The organism is Novosphingobium resinovorum, from assembly GCF_001742225.1.
Classification (GTDB): Bacteria; Pseudomonadota; Alphaproteobacteria; order Sphingomonadales; family Sphingomonadaceae; genus Novosphingobium; species Novosphingobium resinovorum_A.
The window spans coordinates 3,059,530-3,080,186 of the sequence record NZ_CP017075.1 but is presented as its reverse complement, the minus strand read 5'-3'; the positions used below and the strand labels follow the sequence as shown (position 1 = coordinate 3,080,186).

The following is a 20,657-nucleotide window of genomic DNA, read 5'->3' as shown; positions in this document are numbered from 1 at the left end:
ACGCACCGGGCCTTGTCATGTCCGGAGACCGTCATGGCCGATTATTACACCCATTTCTCCTGCCTGCTCGACGTGGGCACACCCGAAAACGCCGCTCGCGCGCTCGACCTCTACAATACGCTGGCGGGTGAAAATGCCGCCGAAGATCCGCCCTCGGACGGATTCCTGCTCTCGATCCAGCCCGAACATGGCGGCACGCAGCTCTGGGTGCGCGATGACGTTACCGGCGATCCCGAGCACGTCATCCAGTTCGTCAAACGCTGCGCGAAAGAGTTCGGCCTGACCGGCCTGTGGGGGATGCAATACGCCAATAGCTGCTCGAAGCCCCGCATCGACGGGTTCGGCGGCGGCGCTCATGTCCTCGACCTCGCCACCGGCGAGACGGTGGACTGGATTTATACCGATGGCTGGCTTTCCACCGTGCTGGAGGGAGGCGATCCCTATGAGTGAGATCATCGAAACCACCGTCTATCGCCTCGACGAACTATCGGATGCGGCGAAGGACAAGGCGCGCACTTGGTATCGCGAAGGCGGCTTCGACTACGACTGGTACGATGCCGTCTATGAGGATTTCCAGCGCATCGCGGAAATCCTCGGCCTGGACCTCAAGACCCGATCCGTCCGGCTCATGGGGGGCGGCATCCGGCAAGAACCCTGCATCTGGTTTCGGGGCTTCTGGTCGCAAGGGGATGGCGCGTGTTTTGAGACCTTCTATGCCCACCGGAAAGGCGCTCCGCACCGGATCAGGGAATATGCGCCGCAGGACGCCGAGCTGCACCGGATCGCCGATGCCTTGCAGGCGATCCAGCGGCGCAATTTCTACCAGCTTCGCGCCGAGGCCAGCCATCGCGGTCACTACTATCACGAATATTGCATGGCGATCTCGGTCGAGCGCGACAGTCCGACATATCAGGACATGACCGCCGATGCCGAGGAGACGGTCATCGAGGCGCTGCGCGATCTGGCGCGCTGGCTCTACCGCCAGCTTGAACGCGAATACGACCATCTGTCTTCGGACGAGGCGGTCGATGAGACCATCGCTGCCAATGATTACACCTTCACCGAGGCCGGTCGCCGCTTCGGGTGATGATGACAAGCGCCCCACCATCCGGCTGGGGCGCTTTTCTCATATGGCCGTTGGAGAGCCAGAGGGGGGCCGGAAGGGGTTAAGTCCGAGCGGTTGAGAGAGAGCGCTGTCCGGGCTTGTCCCTCCCGCTCTCCTGAGGTTCCTTGACATGAACATGGTGTTCCCCGTGGCCGATCCGGTCACGCCGCTGGCGGCTGCGCCTGCGGTCCTGACTGCTGCCAATCTTCTACTTCCCCATATTGAGCGCGGCCAGCGCATCGACGCCGCAACGCTGCGAGCAGCGATGGAAACGGCCTTCGGTGCGTCCGATGCGACCGGCGCCTGGGACTGGAAACTGGCCTATGAGGCTTGCGAGGTCGCCACGGTGCTGTTCCTGCGCAAATACGGAAAAGCACTTTTCCGTAAAGCCGATTCTCCGGCTGCACGAGCTCCCGTACTGGCTAAGATCGCGGGGCTATTGCCGACGCAGACCCGCCGCTCCGAGGAAAGCCAGAACTTCCAGCAGTTCTCGACGCCTCTGCCTCTCGGCCTGGCCGCACTGTCGGCAGCCGCGATTACGCCTGATGACGTGGTGCTGGAACCCTCGGCAGGCACCGGCCTCATGGCGATCCTCGCGCAGACCGCTGGCGGTTCGCTGATCCTCAACGAACTGACTGAGACCCGCGCCGATTGTCTCGCCTCGCTCTTTCCGGCCTCTCCCGTCACACGCTTCGATGCCGCCCAGATCGACGATCATCTGGCCCCGGATGCCATCCCGTCCGTGGTGCTGATGAACCCGCCATTTTCGGTCATGGCCAATGTCAGTGGCCGCGTCACTGACGCCGCATACCGGCATGTCGCTTCGGCATTGGCCCGTCTCGCCCCTGGCGGACGGCTGGTCACAATTACCGGCGCAGGCTTCAGCCCCGAAGCTCCGGCCTGGCGGGGCGCTTTCATCCGCCTGCAGGAACGTGGGCGCGTCGTGTTTACTGCCGCCATCGACGGTACGGTCTATGCAAAACACGGCACCCGCATCGACACGCGGTTGACCGTGATCGACAAACTGCCCGCCGACGATCCGGCCAGCTTTCCGGGCTCGCCGGGCATCGCGCTCGATATCGCGACCCTCATTGGCTGGATCGGGTGCCAAGTTCCGCCGCGCCTGTCGGTCGAGTTGCCGAAGCTTGCCGTATCGGCTCCGGTCGCTGCGGCGAAGACCGTGCGCGGCTATCTCGCGCGCTCGGCAGTCTCCCGATCTGTCGCTGCGCCGGCCAATGATCCCGAAGGCGTGGAACTTGCCTATGAGATAGTGGACTGGACGCCGCCCGAAGGCGCACGTCTGTCGGATGCGATCTACGAGGAATATGCACTGCAATCGCTGCGCATCCCCGGCGCGCAGCCGCATCCGACCAAGCTGGTGCAATCCGCCGCAATGGCATCGGTCGCACCGCCCAAGCCCTCCTATCGGCCCATGCTGCCCGCCGACATCTGCGCGCGCCTGTCCGATGCCCAGCTTGAGACCGCGATCTATGCAGGCGAAGCCCATGCCGATCATCTCGCCGGCGCCTGGACCGTGGACGAGCATTTCGACAATGTGAGCGCTGCGCCAGAAGATGCTACCGGTTCTGTCCGGTTTCGCCGGGGCTTCATGCTCGGTGATGGGACCGGCGCGGGTAAAGGCCGCCAGTCTGCCGCGATCATCCTCGACAACTGGTTGCGCGGACGGCGTAAGGCGGTCTGGATCTCCAAATCCGACAAGCTGATCGAGGACGCACAGCGCGACTGGTCGGCGCTCGGCATGGAACGTCTGCTGGTCACGCCGCTGTCACGATTCCCACAGGGCAAGCCGATCACGCTGTCAGAAGGCGTCCTTTTTACCACCTATGCCACGCTCCGCTCCGACGACCGGGGCGAGAAGGTTTCCCGCGTGCGTCAGATCGTCGATTGGTTGGGGTCCGATTTCGATGGAGCAATCATCTTCGACGAGAGCCATGCCATGCAGAATGCCGGTGGCGGCAAGGGAGAACGCGGCGATGTCGCCGCCTCGCAGCAGGGCCGTGCGGGTCTGCGGTTCCAGCACGCCTTGCCCGATGCCCGCGTGGTCTATGTCTCGGCAACCGGTGCCACTACTGTCCACAATCTCGCCTATGCCCAGCGGCTCGGTCTCTGGGGCGGGGAGGATTTCCCCTTCGCGACCAGGGCCGAGTTCGTCGAGGCGATCGAGGCTGGCGGCGTGGCAGCGATGGAGGTACTGGCCCGCGATCTGCGGTCCCTCGGCCTCTATACTTCCCGGTCGCTCTCCTATGATGGCGTTGAATATGAACTGGTCGAGCACCCGCTCACCGACGAACAGCGCCGTATCTATGACGCCTATGCCGGGGCCTTCGCCGTCATTCACAACAATCTCGACGCGGCGATGGAGGCCACAAACATCACCGGCAGCGAGGGGACGCTGAACCGGCAGGCCAAATCCGCCGCGCGCTCGGCTTTCGAGAGCACGAAGCAGCGCTTCTTCGGTCATCTTCTGACGTCCATGAAGACGCCGACCCTGACCCGGTCCATCGAGGTCGATCTGGAAGCGGGCCATGCCGCTGTGATCCAGATCGTCTCAACCGGCGAGGCACTGATGGAGCGGCGGCTGGCCGAGATCCCGACCGATGAATGGAATGACATTTCCGTGGATGTCACGCCGAGGGAGTATGTAGGATCGTATTTGCAGCATTCCTTCCCGGTGCAGCTCTATGAGCCGTTCACCGACGGCGAGGGAAATCTGTCGTCACGGCCGGTTTTCCGCGACGGTCAGCCGGTGGAATGCCGCGAAGCCGTCGCCCGGCGAAATGAAATGCTTGAGCAACTGTGCTCGCTGCCACCCGTGCCGGGGGCACTTGATCAGATCGTGCAGCGCTTCGGTACCGACATCGTGGCCGAGGTCACGGGGCGTTCCCGGCGGATCGTTCGTCGCGGTGAAGGTGCGGCTGCACGCCTGGCGGTCGAGAACCGCGCGCCTTCCGCGAACCTTGCCGAAACTTCGGCCTTCATGGATGACCAGAAGCGCATCCTCGTGTTCAGCGATGCTGGCGGCACCGGGCGCAGCTATCACGCCGAGCTCTCGGCGCGGAACCAGCGACTCAGGGTACATTACCTGCTGGAACCGGGCTGGAAGGCGGATGCCGCCATTCAGGGGCTGGGGCGCACCAACCGCACCAATCAGGCGCAGCCGCCCTTGTTCCGGCCTATCGCCACGGACGTCAAAGCCGAGAAGCGGTTCCTCAGCACGATTGCCCGCCGCCTCGACACGCTGGGGGCCATCACGCGCGGCCAGCGCCAGACCGGCGGCCAGGGCCTGTTCCGGCCCGAGGACAATCTGGAATCCACCTATGCCCGCGATGCTCTGCGCCAACTCTACCTGCTGATAGTGCGCGGCAAGGTCGAGGGGTGCTCGCTGGAACGCTTCGAGACCGCGACGGGCCTGAAGCTGATGGACAGCAATGGCGTGAAGGACGATCTGCCGCCGATCACCACCTTCCTCAACCGGCTGCTGGCCCTGACCATCGAGCTTCAGGGCATCCTGTTTTCAGCCTTCGAGCAGCTTCTACAAGCCCGGATCGACGGGGCGATTGCTTCGGGCACCTATGACATGGGGCTGGAAACGCTTCGGGCCGAAAGCTTCAACGTCACCGACCGGCAGGTAATCCACACCCATCCGGGCACCGGAGCGGAGACACGGCTCCTGACCGTCACCGAGCGTAAGCGCAACCAGCCGGTGACGCTGGATGCGGCGCTGGCTGAACGCGATGATCCGCGCGCAAAGCTGCTGGTCAACGAGCGCTCTGGCCGCGCTGCCGTACAGATCCCGACCACCAGCGTCATGCTGGATGATGGCGAGATCGAACGCCGCGTCCGACTGATCCGGCCGATGGAGGCGATGAATATTCCTGTGCGCGCAATGGGCGAGACCCATTGGGTTGAGACCGACCGTGCTGCCTTCGCCTCGGCCTGGACCGCAGAACTGGCCGAGGTGCCGGAATTCACCGATAATATCCTGCATATGGTGACGGGGCTGCTTCTGCCGATCTGGAAGCGCCTGCCGCAGGAATCCTCCCGCGTCTATCGCCTTCAGAGCGATGAAGGTGAGCGCATCATCGGTCGCCGCGTCTCCCCCGCATGGGCCGCCAATGCCTCGACCAGCGGTGTCAGCAATACCCTGACACCAGACGCCGCCCATGCCGCGCTGCTCGAAGGCCGGACCATCCTCGATCTGGCGGAGGGACTGCAACTGCGCCGTGTCCGCGTCATGGGCGCGAACCGTATCGAGCTGACCGGATTCACCGACGCGATGCGGGATCGGCTGCGGGCTTACGGCCTCTTCAGCGAGATTATCTCGTGGAAACTGCGCTTCTTCGTGCCGGTGGGGGCATCCGGGCCGGAGATCACCGGCAAGCTCTTCGACCGCTTCCCGGTCGAGCGCATTGGTGAGCGGGAGGCAGCGTAATGGCGCGTCTCAGCGCCACCGAACTGGCGCAGCGTCTCGGTCGACAGGCCGAGGCGGTATGCCGCCATTATCTGTCGAACGGTCGCAAGCACGGCAACTACTGGCAGGTTGGCGATGTGCAGAACAATTCGGGCCGGTCGATGTTCGTTCGCCTTACCGGGCCGGAATCCGGCAAGGGGGCGGCGGGAAAATGGAGCGATGCGCAAAGCGGTGAATATGGCGACTTGCTCGACGTCATCCGCGAAAGCCTCGGTCTGACCGACTTCGCTGATATTGCTGAGGAAGCCCGACGCTTCCTCAGCCTGCCGCATCCCGAGCCGGAGCCACCAGCCCGGCAGTCTCGAACACCGCTCGCGCCATCGGGATCATCCGAGGCAGCACGCAGGCTCTGGCGCATGACGCAGCCACTGATCAGCTCCGTCGCAGAGACGTATTTACGCCGACGCGGTATTACGGATTTACGCGGAACCGCAAATCTGCGCTTTCATCCGAACTGCTACTGGCGACCCGAGGGCGATGGTCCGACGCAAGTCTGGCCCGCCATGATTGCTGCCGTCACCGACCTCGATGGCAGGATCACTGGCGCACACCGCACCTGGCTCGCCCGCGACGGGTCCGGCAAGGCGCCTGTCGATCCGCCGAGGAAAGCGATGGGAGACTTGCTCGGGCACGCCGTCCGGTTTGGCGATACGCAGGATGTACTGGCAGCGGGGGAAGGCATCGAGACCATCCTGTCGCTGCGGCAGGCCGTGCCAATGATGCCGTTAGTCTCCGCGCTCTCGGCCGGACATCTCACAGCAATCCTGTTCCCGCCGCATCTGCGCAGGCTCTATATCGTTCGCGACAACGATCCCGCAGGCGACAGCGCGCGGGATAGTTTGGTGGACCGGGCCATCGAGGCCGGAATCGAGGCGATCACGCTCTCGCCCATGCTGGGGGACTTCAACGACGATCTTACCGCCCGCGGGCTGGATGCGCTTCGGGCACAGATCCGGGTGCAGATCGCCCCCGAGGATGTCAGCCGCTTCATGGCCCTGACGCCATAGCCGCCACCGGGGCCGTGATCGGGCAGGATCGATCCTGTCATGAGCGCGGGGCTGCACCATCATCGGCAGAGGACCACGCCTTGGCCTTCTGAGAGGGCGATCGGCCCACAAACACTCCGGTCCGGCAATGGCGGCGCCCGACTGATTTCCGTCGGCGGCAGAGCCGCCTTTACAGCGCGAAACAAATCAGCCGGGCTTTGCCATCAAGGCCCTCGCAAAGGGCTCGGGCTGCCAGACCGGAGCACCCGTGGGCTTTCGTCGCCATGAAGGCCGCGACGGTCGCGGTCCAACCGAAGGACGCATCCCATGGACGCACATGACGAATTTGAACGCGATCACAGCACATCCCCGACCGGCCATGTCATCGAAGACCTCGAACTCTATGGCTACCGTCCCACCGAGGACGAGGCCGATCCCCGGATCACGCCTGAAGACAATGTCATCCAGGGCGCGGTCGCCGACATCTTCGATGCCCTGATTTCCACCATGGCCGACACCAGCCTCGATTTCGACCTCGACGAGATCATGTGGTCCACCGTGAACACCTTCCACCGTGCCGTGGAGCGAATCGAACGCAAACTCGACGATAACGAGCAAGCCCAGAAGCGCCTTCAGCGCGAACAGGACGGCAGCGAGGTCAAATCCGTCCAGTTGGAGACCCTGATCGGCGCGGGTCAAAGCCTGATCGAGCGCCGCGACAGCATGGAGACCTTCCGCGACACCGCTGCCGACATCTATCTGCGCACCACCGGCACGCCCTGGTCACAGCGCTCCGGCTCACGGGTCAACCATCGCCAGATGACCTCGGCCATGATCGACAGCCGCGACTTCATCGCCGCCAAACGCCGGGCCGATAACGAGGTGCTGCTGCCCGCCGGACCGAAGATCGCCTTTTCGGGCGGCGACACCACCGATCACAAGACGATCTGGGCCAAGCTCGATCAGATCCATACCAAACACCCGGACATGGTGCTCATGCATGGTGGATCGCCGAAAGGCTCCGAGCGCATCGCGGCCACCTGGGCCAATAATCGCAAGGTCGCGCAGGTCGCCTTCAAGCCCGACTGGACAAAACACGCCAAGGCCGCGCCCTTCAAGCGCAACGACCAGATGCTTGGCATCATGCCGATCGGCGTCATCATCTTTCCCGGCACCGGCATTCAGGACAACCTGGCCGACAAGGCCCGCAAGATGGGCATCCCGGTCTATCGCTTCGGAACGGGCAGCGCGTGAGCGCTGCCTTTCCCATTGCCATAAGCCGGATGGTCGAAACCACCGATCATTCTGGCTCGCGCCGGCAAGCATGTTCATGCTATATTCCGCCTTGCGCCATGGTGGTGGTGGAAGGCGCAACCGTTCAATCCCTTGCACGGAGACACCACCATGATCGTTCTCGGAATTCTTGTTTCCATCGCGGCCATCGGCACCATGTGCTGGTTGCTGTTCAATCTCGCCGTCTTTTCCCTACCGTTCTTCATCGGCTTGACCGCAGGCACCTGGGCCTATGGCACGGGTTCTGGCTGGCTTGGCGCGATTCTCGTCGGCCTCGTCGCCGCTGGCCTGACACTGGCCGTCGGTCAGGGCTTGCTCATGCTGATCCGCCCGATCTGGGCGCGGCTGCTGATCGCGCTGGCCTTTGTCGCACCGGCTGGTGTTGCCGGGTTTCATGCAACGCTCGGTATCGTCAAACACATGATGCCGTCCGAAACTTGGCAGATCATCTTTTCGGTGATCGGCGCAGCCGCTGTGGGCGTGACGGCCTTTCTGCGCGTCGCGGGCATGGCTGCAACCGCGCCTGCGGACGGGAGCTTCGCCCGCATGTGAGGGGGCAATGCCGTTGCGGAGAGCCCTTAGCTGCCAGTCGGCTGCTCTCTTTGTATGTCCGCTTGCAACTCATGCCGTTCGAAGGTGAGGCTATGGAACGGCAGGTTTCACTAGGACCGGTCGCTTGTCGAGCGGCTGGCTGACTACCGTAACCACAAGCTGTTCATCTTGAGGTGCGCACGGCCTGAACGTTCGGACTTTCGAATTGAAAAGTTGACAACGGCCATGCCAACGCATGAACTCCAACGATGGGGATCATAAAAAACATTAAATCATTGCAAGGAATGGGGATATACGCCGACCGCGGCGCTCGCTCGACCTCTCTCCAGTTCCGCCGCTACAATCTCGTCTACGGATTCAATGGGTCGGGGAAGAGCACCCTGTCTCGCCTCTTCGCGAGTCTCGAGGCCGGCGGACCGCACCCCAAGCTCCCCGCGGGTGGCACATTCGAGGTGGAGCTAGACGATGGCTCAGCGTTTGGATGCCCTAACAATCCCATCGGCCTCGAGCAGCGGCTGCTGGTCTTTAACTCGGACTACATCGAGCAGAACCTGCAATGGGCCGCAGGGCGCGCGAACCCTGTGTTCTACATCGGCACGGACCAGGCTGAAGCCGCTAACGAGCTGACGAAGGTCGAAGGCGACATCATCCAGGCGGATGCAAAGAGGGATACTGCATCCGCAACAGAGACGGCAGCGGAGAAGACGTTCGCCAACTACAAGAGGGAGCGCGCCAAGTCGGTCGCATCCCGCCTCCACCTCGGCAGCCGCAAGTACGAGGCGCCGGCTCTCGCCAAGGATTACGACGCCTGGAAGGACGATGATCGGCCCGCACTCACGGACGACGAATTGAAGGCGGCCGAGGACATGCGCCGGCTTGAAGAGCCGATGCCGCGCCTCGAAGCGATGTCGTTCGAAAAGGCCTCCATCGAGACTGCCTACCGCTTCATCGCCGACGTCTGCGGCCAGTCGCTGGCGACGGTGGCGCTCGACGAGGTGCAGCAGTATCCCGACATACTGCTTTGGCTGAAGCACGGGCATGAGTACCACGAAACTCGCGGGATCGCGGACTGCCTCCTCTGCGGTAACGCGATCTCGGCCGAGCGTCGCGGGCTCCTCGCCGCCGCCCTCGACGACAGGGTCGATCAGTTCGTCGCACGCCTCAATAAGACTGCCGAGCGGCTGAGCGGTCTCATCCAGTCATCGACCCAAATGGGCGCCAAGATACCCGCCTTGGACGATTTGGCGACGGAGCTGCGGGCCGCTTTCAGGGATGTCCGTGAGAATGTGTCGAAGGACGTGCGCCTGCTCGCGAAGCAGCTAGGCACGCTGCAGACGGTACTCTCCGCGAAGCTGGAGCGTCCAGCCACGCCCGCCGACATGACGGATGTCGCCGCAGAGGCGGATGTCCTCGCCACCGCGGAGCGGCTTGCTGCGGGCGTCGCGACCATCAACGAGGCCATTGCGGCCCACAACCAGGCGGTTACCGATTTCGCGAAGCACAAGGAAGCCGCCGAGACCTCGATACGGCGACACTTCATCGTCGACTGCCGCGACGACTACGCGAAGACGGCGAAGGAGCTCGACGACGCGACGGATAAGCTGAAGGTCGAAACCGACGGTGCTGCGGCGCTGCGGGAGAAGGCTCGCGAACTCCGCCAGCAGATAAGGACACACGGACCCGCCGCCGGGGTAATCAACAAGCTGATCGCGGCGTATCTTGGACACGGCGAACTCACGATCAATCCCGTCGACGAGGGCTACGAACTCCAGCGGCACGGCACGCCGATCACCGGCGCCCCGAGCGAGGGCGAGAAGACCGCGATTGCGATATCCTACTTTCTGTCGTCCATCGAGGCAGACAATCGGAAGCTGAAGGACGTGATCGTGGTCGTCGACGATCCGGTGTCGAGCCTGGACACGAAGGCGCTAAACTTCGCGTGCTCCCTCGTGAAGACCCGCCTCGAAAAGGCCGCGCAGGTGTTCATCCTCACCCACAACCTGCAGTGCATGAACGAGTTCAGGAAGGCCTGGAAAGGCAGGGCCCGTCCTCCGGCTGGCAAGGACCCGACGGCGACGTTCCTCTTCATCGACGTGACGATCCCGGAGGGGCAGCCCCGTCGGTCCTCGAAGATCATCGAGATGTCGAAGCTGCTCCGCGAGTACGATTCCGAATACCACTTCCTCTTCAGCCACGTGCTCAGGTTCGTAGAGCAGCCCGACGCTTACGACGACCATGGCTACATGATCCCCAACGTGATCCGGCGGGTGCTCGACGTGTTCCTGGCCTTCAAGTGCCCAGGCGGCGGTGGGCTGCCCGGACAGCTCGACAAGCTGTGCACCGACTACCCCGAGCTGGATCGGGAGCAGCTGGCCGCCCTCGAGCGGCTCGCCCAGGTCGAATCTCACTCTGACAACATTGACGACTTGCTGTCCTTCTCGACTATGACGCTGGAGGAAACGAAGGGAGCGGCTGCCGCGCTCTTCGATATGATTGAGAAAGTCGATTCCAAGCACATCGAGCGTCTGAAGAGCCTCTGCCGCTAAACGCTCAACGACGGTGCAGATGGAGGCAGGCGCTTTTACTGGCGCTCCCGGGGATAAATAGTGATGACCGAATTTCGTTTTCTACACGCCGCCGATATCCATCTCGACAGCCCTCTCCGTGGCCTGTCGCGGTACGAGGGGATGCCGGAGGACGATATCCGCGGCGCAACCCGGGCCGCCTTCGACAATCTCGTACAGCGTGCCATCGACGAGGCCGTCGACTTCGTACTGATCGCCGGCGACCTGTTCGACGGCGATTGGAAGGACATGGGCACGGGGCTCTACTTCGCCCGCGCCATGGGGCGACTCAACCAAGCCGACATCCCGGTCTTCCTTCTCTCGGGCAACCACGACGCGGAGTCTGTGCTGACGCGCAGTATACCTTGGCCACCGAATGTGAGGCTGTTCGGCTCCAAGCGACCCGAGACCTACACGCTTCCCGACCTCGCGGTCGCTGTGCACGGCCAGAGCTTTGCGACGCCTGCCGTGACGGACAACCTCGTGCTCGCCTACCCCGACGCGACAAACCACCACTTCAATATCGGGATGCTTCACACTGCCCTGGCCGGCCGGCAGGGACACGCCGCGTACGCCCCGTGCAGCCTCGATGACCTCAAGTCGAAGCATTACGACTACTGGGCGCTAGGCCATGTCCACGAGCACGAGATCGTATGCGAGGACCCGTACGTCGTGTTCCCCGGCAATACGCAGGGACGCACTATCCGGGAGACCGGCCCGAAGGGTGCCGTGATCGTGACGGTCGAGGATGCGCAGGTCGTCGCCATCGAGCGCGTCGAGCTCGACGTTCTGCGCTGGGCGCGTGTTGAGGTGGAATGCACCGATGCCCCGGCGGACGCCGTCTCATCACTCATGCGCGCCTCGCTTCTGTCGGCTTGGCAGGGCAACGCTGCTGGCCTGCCACTCGTCGCGCGGGTCTCGCTGACGGGGCAGACCCCGGGCGCAGGTGCCCTCCACGACGGGGTGGGGTCTCTCCGCGACGACGCCCGCGCGGTGTCGGCATCGATCTCGCCAGACCTGTTCATCGAGAAGGTGAAGGTGCTGGTCACCTCGCCGGCGCAGGCGCAGCAGATGGTGATCGGGGACGACCTCGCATCGCTCATCGGACAGGCGGCGACCGACCCGACCCTCGCCGCCCTGCTCGCCGAGGACCTCGCCCCGTTTCTGCTAGCCGCGAAGACCTCGCTGGGCCAATTACCGGAGGAGGCTGACGACGAGGGCCTGCGGCGGTCCGCGAGCGATGGCGACTGGACTGCGGTGTTGGCGACAGCGACGCTCGCGCTCCAGTCACGCCTGACCGGAGAGGCGTAGAGATGCGCTTCGTTACCCTCGCACTCGAGCGTTACGGTCACTTCGACGACTGCACGCTCACATTCCGCAACGGCGAACCCGACCTCCACGTGGTCTACGGCGCGAACGAGGCCGGCAAGACCACGTCGATGGCGGCGGTCTCGGACCTGCTGTTCGGCTTCCCCGGCCGGTCGCCCTACAACTTCATGTACGATTACTCGCTGCTTAGGGTCGGCGCCGTACTCGAAGACGCGGGCCAGACGATGTCCTGTCGGCGCAAGAAGGCGCTCAGCGGATCGCTGCTCGGCCCCGACGACAAACCCATCGACGAGGGGCCACTGCTCGCGATGCTCCGAGGTCAGACGCGAGAGACATTCGGTCTGTCATTCAGCCTAGACCAGGAGGGCCTGCGGGCTGGCGGGAAGGCGATGGTGGAGGCGCGCAATGATCTCGGTAGGGCGCTGTTCGCCGCCGGATCCGGCCTCACGGGAATCTCCGACGAACTGGCGCGCCTCGAGCAGGAGGCCGACGCGATCTGGGGGCCTCGGGCGTCGAGCAAGAGGTCGTTCACAGTCGCGCAGCGAGAACTCGAGACAAATGCCCGGGCCATTCGCGAGCGTTCGCTGAGGCCGAAGACCTGGCTCGACGGCAAGGCAGCGGTGGCGACGGCGCAGGCCAAGCTGGAAGACGCGCGGGGACGGCGGGACGAACTGCTTGCCGAGATCAGCCGAGCGGAGCGATTACGGCGGATCGCTCCCTTGGCACGTCTTCGGACAGATCATCTGACGGCGCTGGCCGAGTACGGCGCCACCGTCGACATCCCGGCACAACGCGAGGACATGGCCGAGGCCGCGATGGCCGACGCCGCGCTCGCGACAAGGGCGAAGGCCGCTGCCGCCAAGCTAGCCGAAGAGGCGGCCGAACGCATGAAGGCGCTGGTGGCCGACGCGGCGACCCTCGCCCAGGCCGACCTCATCGACGAACTGGTGACGGCATCGGGCGCGGTCGAAAAGGCTGGCAGCGACATGGTCCGGCTGACGACCGAGCAGGCCACGCGCTCCGGCCGGATCGAGCGCCTCCGGGAGGAAGCCGGCGCACTGGCGGCGGATCCACCATCACGGATCGCAAGCGCGAAGCTGCGCGAACTGGCGCTCGCGCATATCGAGGACAAGTCGGCACTGAGTCAGATCGCCGAGAGCGAGCAGGAGCTCGAGGAGCGGCGGAGGGCTGCACCAGTGAACACGTCGACTGTCGACGACGGCTCGCCGGATGAGCTGAAGACGGTGGTCGCCGCCGTCGACGCAGCACGCGCGCTCGGTGCCGACATCGACGCCCGATGCCTGAAACTGCGTAGGACCGCCGACTCGGCCGCCACCACGCTCGCCCAGGCGCTCGTCCGGCTCGCTCCGTGGAGCGGCGGCGCGTCGTCACTTCTCGAGCTTCCAAGGATCGGCCAGGTCGAAGTCGACGAAGTGCGCAAGATGGTCTCCGATCTGACCACCGAGGTCGACCGCGAGCTGGCGACCGCCGCCCGCTCTAAGGCGGAGGCCGCATCGCTCTGCCTCCATATGGAGCAACTGGCGTCAGGCAAGGCGGTATCGGCCGACGAGATCGCGAGCGCGCGGGCCGAACGCGATGAACGCTGGCGTCCGCTGCGCGATCACGTGCTCTCTGAAATTCGCCTCGACGCTCCCAATGAGGCCGTCGCCGCATTCGAGACCACCCTCGCTCAAGCCGACGAGCGCAGCGATCTCAGGTTCGCGGCAGCCGACGAGTCGAGCCGACTTACCGACATGGGCAACCGCGCAGCGAAGCTGCTGCTGGATGCCGATCAGGCGGACATCCGGGCCCAGACCTTCACCGGGCGCCGGGAGGCAGCGCGAACTGCTTGGGGTAAGAAGCTCACCGCTGCGGGCCATCCCGACATGGAGCCGATCCGCTTTCTTGCCTGGAGCTCAGAAAGGGTCGCGGCGGAATCGGCGCACGCCGCGTCCGTCGTCGCCGCCGAAGAGGCCGATGCGACCAGCGCTCGGAGGGCGTCCGTCCTTGCGGGGCTCGCCTTGTGCCTGCCGGAAGGTGATGTCGCACGTGTGGGGGTCGAGATCGCTCCCGCGCTTGCCTCCGCCGCGCGCTTGAGGACCGACCTCGAGACGGCGCAGCAGCAGCGGCGGCTCGACGAAGCCGAGGCGGCCCGAATCGAGCAGGACGCCGAAGCGCTCGGGCGGCGTAGGAAACGACTCGAGGATGCCGCATCCACCCGTACCGACCAGTGGCGCCAGCAGCTGGAGCAGACCGGGCTCAGCCTCGAGATAGAGAGCGCGGTCGCCACGCTGGACGTGCTCGAGGAGCTGCGCGTCGAGATCGCAGCCCAGTCGGACCTCAAGGGACGACTGGATGGCATGGTCCGGGACGCCGGTGAGCACGACGGCAGGGTCGTCGCGTTGGCCGATGCTCTTGGCATCCCAGCGGCGAAGGAATCCGGCGATCGACTGGCCATTATGCGCACCAGGCTCACGGCCGCGCGGTCCACCGCCACCGTACTCGACAGCCTGCAGGCGACGGTCAGCAACCGCGACGAGGAGATGGCGACGGAGGACGCGAAGTTGACGGCGGCGCTGGATTCGCTGGCCGCCCTGATGGAGGAGACGGGAGCAACGGACATCGACGAGCTGACCGGCGCGATCGAGCGCTCGCGGGCGGTGCGTGCCCTGCGCGCGTCAGTCGCCGACACCGACGCAGCGATCAAGTCGGCCGGCGATGGCAAGGGTCTGGAGGAACTGCTCGGTTCACTCGAGGGCGTCGACCCGGATGGTCTCGCGTCCAGGACGCAGACCCTCTCGTCGGAACTCGCCGACCTCAACGCGGAAGTGGACGCTGCGGCGGCTGCACATGGGGACGCGCGAAGGGCATTCGCCAGCCTGGAGCAGGAGGGTGACAGCGCAGTCGACGCGGCGACCGACGCGGACCATGCCCGCGCCGAACTGGCCGTCCTCTCCGAGCAGTACATCCTGAAGCGAGCCGAGGCGATCACGCTGCGCTGGGCCATCGAGCAGTACCGCGAGCGCCACCAGGATCCGATGCTGCTGCGCGCGTCCGAACTCTTCTCCACCCTGACGATCGGGCGCTACGCTGCGCTGAGGATCGACAACGACGCGGGCATGCCGCGTCTGCTCGGGATACGAGACGACGGCAGGGCGGTGGTCGAGATCGGCGCCATGAGCGAGGGCACGACGGATCAGCTTTTTCTGGCGTTGCGCCTCGCCGCCGTCGAGCAGTCCGTCGCTTCCGGCATCCGCCTGCCGTTCCTCGCCGACGATCTCTTCGTCAACTTCGACGACGAGCGGTCGGAGGCCGGCTTCCGCGTTCTCGCGGACCTGGCCAAGTCCACGCAGGTCCTGTTCTTTACTCACCATCCCCATCTCGCGTCGATCGCACGTTCGGTAGTCGGGGCTGACGTCCACTCCGAGTGCTCGCTGGCTTGAGAGCGGTGCCGCCCGGACTGTTTCCGGAGTCTAAGCCAGAGTGGCCGGCGGTCAGCTTATTGACGGATGGGCTGCGCTTCGTGGACGCCACCGCGCTGATGCATCTTTCGCGCGGCCCGACCTGTGATCCACTGCAATCGGCCGAGGTACTGGACAGGGTACTAGGCGGCCTCGACGAGAAGACCGGCTACGTCTCGCAGGTATAGGCGTGAGTTCGCGGTGGTGGCCTGCACAACAGGGAGTGCCCGACGACTCCAACCGGCTGCATCGTCGCCGACGTCACCGAGGGGTTGAACGCCAAAAGGGAATCCCCACTCTGCAGCGATCCCGTCCGACGCCCCGCGAATGACCGACGCGAAACTCGTCATTCACTGTCGTGAGCAGTAAGGGCGGTTTTGTCCCAATTGCTGCGCCGAACGGCTATCCTATATGGTGCGGGCAAGGTGGCGGAATCGCCTTGTGCGCGCCTGTGGACGGTTGAGGGAATCGGATGCAGACACGGATAACTGCCATCTTCGCCAGGAGGCAGACAACGTCGGAGCGTAGATCCCGGATCGGTATTAGTCAGGACACGGCCAGAGTTGGATCGCTGGACGGGCAACGCCGATATGCGGGGGCAGGTCCGGGTCAGCCGGGGCGTGGTCATTGGAGCAGGCCGGGAAGAAGGATGCGCATGGCCTGAAACGCAAGGCGTATATGCCGGTGTTGCCGGTCTGGTCATCCTGATGGACCTCGATGTCGGCACGTCTCCGTTAAGCCTCCGTGTCTCAACCGCTCCAAACGGCCTCTTCAATGGCCTGATCTGGCCGAAGACCAGCGCAAGCGCTTCGACTGCTTTAACGCAACAGCGTCGTCATAACTTTCTTCCCCTGACGGCAGAGCCGCCATTCCTCGCGCGCCAAGAAAGTTTCTCCTGTGCTGTCCAGCCCCCGCAAACGGGGGGTGCGGAAGCGTTCGTCTCCGGCCGGTCGATCGCCATAGAGGCCGCAATGGTGCGGGCTCGGAAACGGAAAACGGAGACTTAAAATGGCGACCATCGGCACCTTCAAGAAAACCGGCTCGAACGAATTCACCGGCGAAATCGTCACCCTCAGCGTCCAGGCCAAGGGCGTGCGCATCGTTCCCGAACTGCGCGCCACTGGTGACAACGCCCCGAGCCACCGGGTTCTGGTCGGCCGCGCCGAGATCGGTGCCGCCTGGTCCAAGCGCTCGAACGAGGGCCGCGAGTATCTGGGCCTCAAGCTGGACGATCCGAGCTTCAACGCCCCGATCTACGCCAACCTCTTTGACGACGAGGATGGCGAGAGCCACTCGCTCATCTGGTCCCGCCCCAACGGTCGCCGCGGCGACTGAGGCGCGGCACAAAGGCTCCGACCGAAAGGTCGGGGCCTTTCTCATACCCGCGGCAAGCCATTACGCCCACATCCCTGTCCGGGAAAATTCGCTCAGCCGGTCAGGATCGGAAGCATGGCTTTCACATGGGCGTCGATCCGCTCCAGCACGGCCGAGGGAACGGCCTCGCGTTCTGGCAGGGTCCACCACTGCGCATCGATGCGCCTCACCGTCTCGGCGACGGCTTTGAGGACGGCCGGCTCGGGAAGCCGTGCCCGGTTGGCAAACGTCTTCCAGCGGGCCGGAGTCAGACCCTTGAATGCCCGTTCGCCGCCGAGTGACAGCGCCAGCCCATCGGCTGGAATATAGGGCACGGTCGAAAGCATGTCGTAGATCGGCGCAAGGGCGGGCGTGTCGCCACCGCCCGGATAGATCAGTGACCAGTTCTTGAGGTGCATGTCGCCATTGCCCATGACCACCGAGAAGGTCAGTCGCCGGACAAACTCCAGTGCGGCAAAGGGCGAGATCGCCACGTTCAGCACGGATGCGATGTCGTGGGAGGCCGCCCCGTCATATTTGCGCGCCGGGTACAGGCCGAAGACCTGCGCGAAATCTTCGATATGGATGCGCTGTCCATCGGTTCCACGATCGAAGCGCCGAACCAGCAGGACCAACCCTTCGGCAAGCGTCTCGAACTCTTCGGGAATGCCCTCGAACTGGTCGCGGCCGACCAGTTCCCGCTCGGGCACGTCCATGCCGATGGCTTCAGCAAGCGCAAGGTTCGCGAACTCGTTCTCCGACACACCCGGAAAGGCCGTGGACGGGAACTTGGCGATATACTGCCCTTCGCCATCACCGAGCGGCAAGGTCAGCCCGCCGCCCTTGCCGGTGTTCTTCATCACCGAGAGTTTCATCTGCACGCCCGCCAACGAAAAGCGCGCTTTCGGCTTGTCTGGAGATGCCGCCGTAGCGGCACCCGGTTGGCCGTCACTGGGCAGAACCCGCACTGCGCCCGGCAGATCCGCACCAAGAGCCGCGAGGAGATCGAAATCATTCCCTGGCCGAACATGGGCGGCGTGGTGTTTTTCCATCGCCTCGCGCAGCCTGTCTTCGGGCAGGAGATTGGCGAAGAAGGGCGGCAACGCGCCTGCGACCGGGCGTGGGTCTTTGCGTAGGCCGCCCGTCGCGGCACGCAACGACAAGCTCAGAACCGGGTAACCTCCTGTGGCGCGGTACGCCGGGTCAAGGCTGAAAGCGTTGAAGTCGCCGGGTGTTCTGACAATCGTGCCAACCCTCACACTGTTCAGGAACACGTCCAGTGACGGGATGGTCTCAGCGGTGCGGGCGGCTATCATCGTCGCTCTCCGGTTGCGGGCTGAAGGCGGGGCGATCCTCTTCAGCCTCAGGGCGCAAGAGCGCCTCGATGGCGGGCACCATGGCCTGGGGAACGAGCATCATTTCCAGACCGAGCGCTCGGGCAATATTGATCAAGGTCGTGGTGCGTGCTGCCGCCGCCCCGGTTTCAACATCGCGGTAGCGCGGACGCGATATGCCGGCCAGATCGGCCACCTGCTCCTGGGTCAGTCTGGCGGCCAGTCGGGCGCGGCGAAAATGGTCGCCGATCAACCCGAGCGCTTCTGCTTCCATCTTCATATGATTCCTTTGCGGATCATTTCTACGACATTGATCTGGAAACGTATCATGCTCTGGCGTGAATGCCAAGAATATGATCTTCAGACATATCATCTTCGAGAAATTGGATCGTTTGGGGCTCTTTTGGTGGCCCGACCGGTGCGGATGCCGATCCGAGTATCAGCGCCCCACAACCTTGCCGAGGCAGGCGAATCGGACGGGCCTGTGCGTTGTCCTGCGCAAATAACCTCTTGCCCAGATTCGACGATTTCATCTGGCAGAAAAGGAAAGAGCGACTAAAATAGCCGTAGTTCTGGAATGCGCGCCGGTCGCGATGGGAGGTGATCATGCATGATCACCGCTCGACAGTCGCGGGCCGCACGCGCGTTACTGGGTTGGACGCAGGAGACGCTCGCTGACAAGGCCCGAATATCGCTGACTGCCCTGAAGCGCCTTGAGTCCGAGAGCCGGCTCGAGGTGTATGAGACAACGCGGGATCAGGTACGCCGGGCGCTTGAAGCAGCAGGGATTGTTCTCTTGTCCACGGATCGCGGGCAAGGAGTGTTGCTAGTTCATGGCCAAGACGAGAAGAGACACCGACAGATCTACGACGGCTGATTGGCGCAGGCCCCATCATCGATCTGCGGCGGCGGCCTGTGTCTTGCGGCGATCCTCGACATGACATCTGCGGCCCCCTCCTTCGACGACATTGCGCCCATTAGCGACGAGCTCACCGAGTATGATCGCGCGCATATCAAGCTCTATATGCGGCTACTCGATGCCGCCGACGATGGCGCGGAATGGAGCGAAGCCGTCGATGTGCTGTTCGGCATCGACCCTGTTCAGGAACCCGAGCGCGCCAGGAAAATCCATGACAGCCATCTGGCACGGGCGCGCTGGATGACGCAAAGCGGCTATCGCCAGCTGCTCCACCGTCCGACGGATCGCGACTGACCTCGGCGCCGACCCCAGAATGATGCCCTATGGGCATCATTCTATGTCCCCTATCTGGCTTCCTTCCGTATAGGAACGCCGCAATCTTTTCACGCTCCACCTGTGCAATTTCAACCAGGAGCGGAGCAATGAAGCCGGATACTTCCCGCTGGCGAGACCAGAGCCAATATGAATTCTACGATGCGCTGCCCGTTGAGGGCGTTGCGTGGGAATGCTTACGCCGTAACGCTGCCTATCAAGCCAGCTTCGATGATCTTGTAACGCAAGACGCCGGACATCTTCCCCTTTCGGATGATGACCAGCGTCGCTGGGGGTTGCGATTTCCCGGCAGACCCCAAGCATTCCGCGCTCAACCAACCGGTCATCTGGTCGCCGCTTGCCAACCCGGCCGTGCTGATGCTTGGCGCCACCCCCGATTTTCTTACCCCTTCGCCGGCCGCGTTATCCGTCGAACCTCATGATGCCATCCGCGGGCCAGAGGGGGCGTACGGTGCGTGCCGCGCACGGGATGGCGTTCAATATGTGATCCTCTCGGACACCGATGCTGATGCCCAGCCCGCGATCATTCTGCCGCTTGACGACGATCTGCCGGACCGGCTCGAAGCCATTCTCAGGCTCTGGCACACGCTGACTGCGAAACCGGCGCGCCGAGACCCCAGGATGACGCCGTATCAGCGCCGGCGCTTCCGCCTGATGATGCAAGCCGCTGACGGAAATGCCAACCACGCGACCTATCGCGCGATTGCCATCGCGATCTACGGAGAGGACCGCGTACGGGCCGAGCCGTGGAAGACATCGGCTTTGCGCGCCTCTGTCATCGCCCTTGTCCGATCCGCCGCCGCGCTCATCGATGGCGGCTATCAAGACCTTTTGCGCCATCGTCGCAAACCCTGACGCTGACGCCTGATCGGGGGTGAGGATTTCACCCCTTCGATCTTCCTCATCCCCCATGCCGGCGTTCCTTCGCCACCGTGC

General features: G+C 64.0%; 19 protein-coding genes. 16 read left to right on the top strand and 3 right to left on the bottom strand.

Features of this window, described 5'->3' with window-relative positions:
- The first annotated feature begins 33 nt into the window (after positions 1–33).
- From BES08_RS14455 to BES08_RS14410, 12 genes are all read left to right on the top strand, one after another.
- Positions 34–450 (top strand): hypothetical protein, encoded by a 417-nt coding sequence (locus tag BES08_RS14455; protein WP_069708730.1) that lies wholly within the window; start codon positions 34–36, stop codon positions 448–450.
- Entirely contained in the window at positions 443–1,087 is a 645-nt protein-coding gene (locus tag BES08_RS14450) for a DUF8835 domain-containing pootine (RefSeq protein ID WP_069708729.1), read from the top strand. The genes BES08_RS14455 and BES08_RS14450 overlap by 8 nt, the downstream gene beginning before the upstream one ends.
- A 148-nt stretch (positions 1,088–1,235) precedes the next feature.
- A complete protein-coding gene (locus tag BES08_RS14445; RefSeq protein ID WP_069708728.1) occupies positions 1,236–5,558 on the top strand; it encodes a strawberry notch family protein in 4,323 nt (1,440 codons plus the stop codon).
- Positions 5,558–6,604 carry a DUF7146 domain-containing protein gene (locus tag BES08_RS14440; RefSeq protein ID WP_069708727.1) on the top strand — a complete coding sequence of 349 codons (1,047 nt, stop codon included), beginning with the start codon at positions 5,558–5,560 and terminating at the stop codon, positions 6,602–6,604. The genes BES08_RS14445 and BES08_RS14440 overlap by 1 nt, the downstream gene beginning before the upstream one ends.
- 306 nt (positions 6,605–6,910) lie before the next feature.
- Entirely contained in the window at positions 6,911–7,837 is a 927-nt protein-coding gene (locus BES08_RS14435) for a DUF2493 domain-containing protein (RefSeq protein ID WP_069708726.1), read from the top strand.
- A gap of 150 nt (positions 7,838–7,987) precedes the next feature.
- The gene (locus BES08_RS14430; protein ID WP_069708725.1) at positions 7,988–8,428 is read left to right on the top strand and encodes a hypothetical protein; all 441 of its coding nucleotides are present in this window, start codon (positions 7,988–7,990) and stop codon (positions 8,426–8,428) included.
- A gap of 248 nt (positions 8,429–8,676) precedes the next feature.
- Positions 8,677–10,974 (top strand): AAA family ATPase, encoded by a 2,298-nt coding sequence (locus BES08_RS14425; RefSeq protein WP_069708724.1) that lies wholly within the window; start codon positions 8,677–8,679, stop codon positions 10,972–10,974.
- Between the two features lie 63 nt (positions 10,975–11,037).
- Positions 11,038–12,303, top strand: a complete 1,266-nt coding sequence (locus tag BES08_RS14420; protein WP_069708723.1) for a metallophosphoesterase family protein — start codon at positions 11,038–11,040, stop codon at positions 12,301–12,303.
- A gap of 2 nt (positions 12,304–12,305) precedes the next feature.
- On the top strand, positions 12,306–15,764 hold the full coding sequence (locus tag BES08_RS14415) for an ATP-binding protein (RefSeq protein ID WP_069708722.1): 3,459 nt from the start codon (positions 12,306–12,308) through the stop codon (positions 15,762–15,764).
- Between the two features lie 59 nt (positions 15,765–15,823).
- A complete protein-coding gene (locus tag BES08_RS32920; RefSeq protein ID WP_156799872.1) occupies positions 15,824–15,970 on the top strand; it encodes a hypothetical protein in 147 nt (48 codons plus the stop codon).
- 375 nt (positions 15,971–16,345) lie between these two features.
- Positions 16,346–16,789: a hypothetical protein gene (locus BES08_RS33645; RefSeq protein WP_197524390.1), complete on the top strand. Its 444-nt coding sequence runs from the start codon at positions 16,346–16,348 to the stop codon at positions 16,787–16,789.
- Between the two features lies 1 nt (position 16,790).
- Entirely contained in the window at positions 16,791–17,117 is a 327-nt protein-coding gene (locus BES08_RS14410) for a DUF736 domain-containing protein (RefSeq protein ID WP_069708721.1), read from the top strand.
- A gap of 92 nt (positions 17,118–17,209) precedes the next feature.
- Here the strand turns inward: BES08_RS14410 and BES08_RS14405 are convergent, their stop codons facing one another.
- The 3 genes from BES08_RS14405 to BES08_RS32910 are packed head-to-tail and all read right to left on the bottom strand — an operon-like array spanning position 17,210 to position 19,077.
- Complete coding sequence (locus BES08_RS14405; RefSeq protein WP_069708720.1) at positions 17,210–18,451, bottom strand: type II toxin-antitoxin system HipA family toxin; 1,242 nt, start codon at positions 18,449–18,451, stop codon at positions 17,210–17,212.
- Complete coding sequence (locus BES08_RS14400; RefSeq protein ID WP_069708719.1) at positions 18,429–18,749, bottom strand: type II toxin-antitoxin system RelB family anti-toxin; 321 nt, start codon at positions 18,747–18,749, stop codon at positions 18,429–18,431. Before BES08_RS14400 ends, BES08_RS14405 begins: the two co-directional genes overlap by 23 nt.
- A gap of 46 nt (positions 18,750–18,795) precedes the next feature.
- Positions 18,796–19,077, bottom strand: coding sequence for a hypothetical protein (locus BES08_RS32910; protein WP_156799871.1), 282 nt, complete (start codon positions 19,075–19,077; stop codon positions 18,796–18,798).
- A gap of 2 nt (positions 19,078–19,079) precedes the next feature.
- Here BES08_RS32910 and BES08_RS14395 point away from each other — a divergent pair, with 2 nt between their 5' ends.
- The 4 genes from BES08_RS14395 to BES08_RS14385 are packed head-to-tail and all read left to right on the top strand — an operon-like array spanning position 19,080 to position 20,576.
- On the top strand, positions 19,080–19,346 hold the full coding sequence (locus tag BES08_RS14395) for a helix-turn-helix domain-containing protein (RefSeq protein WP_069708718.1): 267 nt from the start codon (positions 19,080–19,082) through the stop codon (positions 19,344–19,346).
- Positions 19,347–19,682, top strand: coding sequence for a DNA -binding domain-containing protein (locus BES08_RS14390; protein ID WP_477529337.1), 336 nt, complete (start codon positions 19,347–19,349; stop codon positions 19,680–19,682).
- 29 nt (positions 19,683–19,711) lie between these two features.
- Complete coding sequence (locus BES08_RS34715; protein ID WP_420873457.1) at positions 19,712–20,143, top strand: transcriptional regulator domain-containing protein; 432 nt, start codon at positions 19,712–19,714, stop codon at positions 20,141–20,143.
- Positions 20,079–20,576, top strand: coding sequence for a DUF2285 domain-containing protein (locus BES08_RS14385; protein WP_069709275.1), 498 nt, complete (start codon positions 20,079–20,081; stop codon positions 20,574–20,576). The genes BES08_RS34715 and BES08_RS14385 overlap by 65 nt, the downstream gene beginning before the upstream one ends.
- Positions 20,577–20,657 lie beyond the last annotated feature (81 nt).